Annotated in this window: 5 protein-coding genes; 3 read left to right on the forward strand and 2 right to left on the reverse strand. The window is 67.7% G+C overall.

From position 1 onward, the window contains the following. Positions 1–93 precede the first annotated feature (93 nt). Complete coding sequence (locus P1J78_RS24200; RefSeq protein ID WP_275569936.1) at positions 94–2,217, forward strand: glycosyl hydrolase family 28-related protein; 2,124 nt, start codon at positions 94–96, stop codon at positions 2,215–2,217. A 6-nt stretch (positions 2,218–2,223) separates the two neighbouring features. Here P1J78_RS24200 and P1J78_RS24205 read toward each other — a convergent pair whose 3' ends face one another. Then, positions 2,224–2,709 carry a HugZ family pyridoxamine 5'-phosphate oxidase gene (locus P1J78_RS24205; protein ID WP_275569937.1) on the reverse strand — a complete coding sequence of 162 codons (486 nt, stop codon included), beginning with the start codon at positions 2,707–2,709 and terminating at the stop codon, positions 2,224–2,226. 41 nt (positions 2,710–2,750) lie between these two features. On the opposite strand from P1J78_RS24205, the gene P1J78_RS24210 reads away from it, so the two are divergent. Both P1J78_RS24210 and P1J78_RS24215 read left to right on the forward strand, forming a co-directional pair. After that, positions 2,751–3,227 (forward strand): universal stress protein, encoded by a 477-nt coding sequence (locus P1J78_RS24210; RefSeq protein ID WP_275569938.1) that lies wholly within the window; start codon positions 2,751–2,753, stop codon positions 3,225–3,227. Between the two features lie 55 nt (positions 3,228–3,282). Further along, a complete protein-coding gene (locus tag P1J78_RS24215) occupies positions 3,283–3,603 on the forward strand; it encodes an antibiotic biosynthesis monooxygenase family protein (RefSeq protein ID WP_275569939.1) in 321 nt (106 codons plus the stop codon). Positions 3,604–3,610: 7 nt separating this feature from the next. Here the strand turns inward: P1J78_RS24215 and P1J78_RS24220 are convergent, their stop codons facing one another. Further along, complete coding sequence (locus P1J78_RS24220) at positions 3,611–4,186, reverse strand: hypothetical protein (protein WP_275569940.1); 576 nt, start codon at positions 4,184–4,186, stop codon at positions 3,611–3,613. Positions 4,187–4,560 lie beyond the last annotated feature (374 nt).

Here is a 4,560-nt window from a genome sequence, read left to right on the forward strand (position 1 = left end):
CTCGGCAGGATATGCGACCTGTTCTCTCCGGTTGAATGCAGAAACTATTTCCAGGCTGCGGGATATGCGCCTGGTTAATCCCGAAAGACTCTGGTGAAGACGGAGTCGGTGCAGAAGCTGCGCCACATGGGCGAGACACCGATCCTGCCCGGCTGCTACCTGCGGGTGACCGCGAAGGTGAAGGCGGTCAGCGGCAACCTGCCGTCGGTGCGGATCGCGGCCTGGGCGGGGGATGCCTCGAACGCTCATGTCGGCGGAATCGACGAGACCGGGCCTTCGGTTGCGCTGACCGCCTATGGCGAGATCGTGGAGGTCACCGCGATCATCGGCAGCGGCAATCGGTCGGGCGTGGATCTCGTGTGGGGAACGGCGCCGGCCTATGCCCATGTCGGGCTGGACCTGACCGGGTCGAATGGCGGCGTGGTGCGGGTGGACGATTTGGTGGTGGAGGATGTCACCAACGTCTTCCTGCGGGATCTGTTCGGCTTTGTCGACGTGCGGGACTATGGCGCCATCGGCGACGGCGCGGCCGACGACAGCGCCGCCTTCGAGGCGGCGGATGCGGCGGCGAACGGGCGGACCGTTCTGGTGTCGGAGGGCACCTACAAGCTGGGCGCGGACGTGACCTTCGACAACCGGGTGCGGTTCGAGGGGACCGTCACGGCGGCCACGGATGTGATGCTGATCCTGCGGCAGAACTACGACTACAACACCTACCTGGACGCCTTCGGCGACGAGGTGCTGGCGTTCCGGAAGGCGTGGCAGGCGCTGTTGAACGCGCCCGAGCACGAGTCGCTGGATCTCTGCGGGCGGCGGATCGAGCTGAGCGCGCCGGTCGACATGGCGGCGGCGGTGCCGAACAAGTCGGGCTACGAGATCCGGCGCGTGGTGCGGAACGGTCAGTTCAACTGCGTCTCCGGCACCGGCTGGGACACCGAGGTGGTGACGTCGCAGGCGAGCTACAGCCCGAACAGCCCCAAGAAGCTGACCAGCGTGGGCAACGTGGCGAACGTGCCGGTGGGCGCGCTGGTCGAGGGGACGGGCGTTGGCCGCGAGGTCTATGTGACCGAGAAGAACGTGGGCGCGGAGGAGGTCACGCTGAGCCAGCCGCTCTGGGGGCCGGACGGCAACCAGACCTACACGTTCCGCCGGTTCAAGTACGCGCTGGATTTCTCGGGGTTCCAGAAGATCTCGAAGGTGACGCTGGACAGCATAGAGTTCCAGTGCGCCGGGCGCGGCAGCGCGATCATGCTGGCGCCGATCGGCGAGACGTTCCACGTCAAGGACTGCTTCATCACCAAGCCGAAGGATCGCGGCATCACCTCGATCGGCTCGGGCTGTCAGGACCTGCAGATCGACCGCTGCCACTTCACCTCGGACGAGCAGTCGCTGCCGGTGACGGAGCGCAAGTCGATCTGCTTCAACGTGAACGCCAACGACTCCAAGATCCGCGACAACCGGTTTCAGCGGTTCCGGCACACCGCGATCATGGCGGGCAACGGGCACCTGATCGTCGGCAACCACTGGTTCAACGGCGACGGGGTGACCAACGGGCCGCGGCTGGGCGGGCTGATCCTGACGGAGCCGAACGCGAAGACGATCATCACCGGCAATTACATCGACAACAACGCGGTGGAACTGACCAACGAGCACGATCAGCATCCCGATTTCGCGAACGAATACTCGTTCGGCGGGCTGACGATGACCGGCAACATCTTCACCTGCAACGATGTCGCGTCCTGGTTCTCGTGGATCGTGATCAAGCCCTACGGGACGGGCCACTTCATCCAGGGGCTGAGCGTGACCGGCAACACCTTCAAGTCGCTGAACGGCAGCGTCGCGCGGGTGGAGACGGTGGACGACACCTTTGCCGAGCTCGACCATTTCCGCACCCGGAACGTGATCTTCGAGGGCAACACCTTCAACGGCGTCGATCAGCCGGCGATCAACCCGGTGACGCTGGACTTCGACCAGCCGAGCGATGCCGCGACCTGGACGCTGAACGTGGGCGACTACCTGCCCTTCGGCGGCAATGCGCGCACGGTCAGCTCGGTGGTGATGCGCGATGCGATCCGGAACGGGGCGGGCGACAAGCTGTACGTGATGCCGACGGTGAACATCAATGCCGGGGCGGATAACAGCTATGTCCAGCTTGTCTGGCCCGAGCCCTGCCGCGGCAAGGTGTTCGTGACCGCGCGCGGCGACAAGCCGGCCTGAGGCCGGTCACGCGAGGCCGAGGTCTTCGGGCGCGAGGCGGGACGCGCGCCCGAAGCCGCCGTTCAGGAACCCGGCCGTCATGCGCAGCCGAACCAGGGCGAAATCCCCGAAGTCGATGTAGAGCTTTGCCTTCGGCTGTTGCCGGAGGTACAGCGCGCGCAGCCGGTCGTGGTCGGCGCCGGGCCGGGGCACGAAATCGGCGCGGCACTGCAGGGTCAGGCGCGGGTGGGTGAGCGGGTCGCCCTTGTCGCCCGGCTCGCCCACCATGAGCGAGCAGGCCGGCTGCGCCCTCAGCGCCGTGGTGTGCTGCGACAGCGCGGAGACGAGGGTGAGCGGGCCGCCCGCCTCGTCCCGCGCCACCGCGATGCGCGTGACCATCGGCGCCCCGTCCGCCAGCACCCCCAGTGCGCCGGATGTCGCGCCGTCGAGCAGCGCACGGGCCAGGGCGCGGGCCTCGTCGTCGGTGGGTCGGATCGGATCGGTCTCGGCCATGGCGCGGAGCAAATCGCAAGGCCGGCGCCTGCGCAAGCCGCATGACATATGTCAATGACTGGAACCGCCCGGCTGCCTATGCGAAGCTGAGCAAGGGCACCGGAGGAACCATGTACAAGCACATACTCATACCCGTCGCGCTGGATCACGAGCACACGCCGCAGGAGGCGCTGTCCGTCGCGCAGAAGCTGTTGTCCGAGGGCGGCAAGCTGACCGCGCTGCACGTGATGGAGCCGCTGCCGGGCTTCGCCGCGCAATACCTGCCGGAGCAGCACACCGAGACCCGCGCCGCCAATCTGATGGAGCGGATGAAGGCCGAGCTGGGCGATGGCACCAAGGTGGCGACCGAGGTGATCGACGGCCATGCCGGTCGCGCCATCGTCGAGTATGCCGACGACAAGGACGTGGACCTGATCATCGTCGCCTCGCACCGGCCGGGGATGCAGGACTATTTCCTGGGCTCGACCGCCGCGCGGGTCGTGCGCCATGCCCAATGCTGCGTTCACGTCCTGAGATGACGACAAGGGCGGCCCCGGCGCCGCCCGCCACCACAGAGCGAGGGAGCCGCCAGCCATGGTCAAGATTGCGAAGGGCGAGCCGGTCCAGACGGTGATCACGACGTTCGATGTCAACCCTGGCACTTGCCAGGACCTGCTGGAGGCGCTGACCGCCGCCTTCGACGAGTTCATCTCGAAGCAGCCGGGGTTCGTCGCCGCCGGGCTGCACGTCAACGACGCCCAGACCCGGATCGCCAATTACAGCCAGTGGGTGCGGCGCGAGGATTTCCAGGCGATGCTGCGCAGCGACGAGATGCGCGAGCGCAACCGCCATATCGGCACCCTGGCCAAGAGCTTCGAGCCGGTGATGTACGAGGTGACGGCGGTCTTCGACTGAGCCGCGGTCAGAATTCCAGCCAGGCGCCGATCTTAAGCCCCACGGCGTTGTCGCCGACCAGGCCGACGGGCACGCCGACCTCGACATGCCGGCCGGGCGAAAACTCCCACGCCAGCGAGGGGACGGCGCGCAGGTACGGCGCGTTGCCCGGATACCGGCCGGCCTGGAATTGCACGAAGACCTGCAGGCCGTCGCGCGGCTTGAGGCCCAGCGTCGCGTCGGTCTTCGCCACGATGTCGCCGGTGCCGAAACGGTAGTGCAGCGTGCTGTCGACCGCGGCCCAGCCGTCGCCGAGGCCGGTGGTGAAGCCGCGGCCCCAGGACAGGCCCGCCAGCGCGGCGGCCTCGTCCACGCCGCCTGCCCGGATGCGGCCCAGCCCGGCCCGGACCGCGAAGCGGTGGGTCGCGTCGGCGGGCCCCACGCTCCGCGCCACGTAGAGGAACGCCTTGTGGTCGCCCGCGTCGGCCCGTCCCGCCTCCAGCCCGAAGGTCAGGCGGGCGGTCCAGCCGTGCTCCACCATGAGCGAAAGGTAGCCGGCCGGATCGAAGGCCGGGGTTCCGATCGCCTGCGCTTCCTCGCTCAAAGAACAGCTCAACGAAGCGAACGTATTGCCCTCGCCGCGCGGCCACGCGCCGGCCGCCGCCTGCCCGGCCGAAAAAAGAAACAGCAATGCCAGCCGAAGGATAGCCATGGAACCTCCTTGGCCGAGCCTACGGGAATCAGGGTTAACGAAGCCTGAACGACCCTTGGCGGCCGCGCCGTCCGGGGCTAGGTGAGGGGCGAGGTTTCAAGGGGAACGCGAATGGCCGACTGGGATCTGGAGCGGCGCGACGGCCTGCCCGAGGCGCTGCGCGTGCTGCGCGACGCCTATCCGCGCGCGGACTGGGAGGGCCACGAGAACTTCGGCGAGATGGTCCGGTTCTGGATGGAACGGCACGCGATGTTCCGCGAGCTGAT

Origin of the sequence: Psychromarinibacter sediminicola (genome assembly GCF_029168335.1) — a bacterium.
In the GTDB taxonomy this organism is placed as follows: Bacteria; Pseudomonadota; Alphaproteobacteria; order Rhodobacterales; family Rhodobacteraceae; genus Psychromarinibacter; species Psychromarinibacter sediminicola.

Excerpts from the sequence above, each read along its gene's own strand:
- P1J78_RS24215 (WP_275569939.1), top strand. The coding sequence starts at position 3,283 with ATGGTCAAGATTGCGAAGGGCGAGCCGGTCCAGACGGTGATCACGACG.
- P1J78_RS24205 (WP_275569937.1), bottom strand. The coding sequence starts at position 2,709 with ATGGCCGAGACCGATCCGATCCGACCCACCGACGACGAGGCCCGCGCC.
- P1J78_RS24210 (WP_275569938.1), top strand. The coding sequence starts at position 2,751 with ATGACATATGTCAATGACTGGAACCGCCCGGCTGCCTATGCGAAGCTG.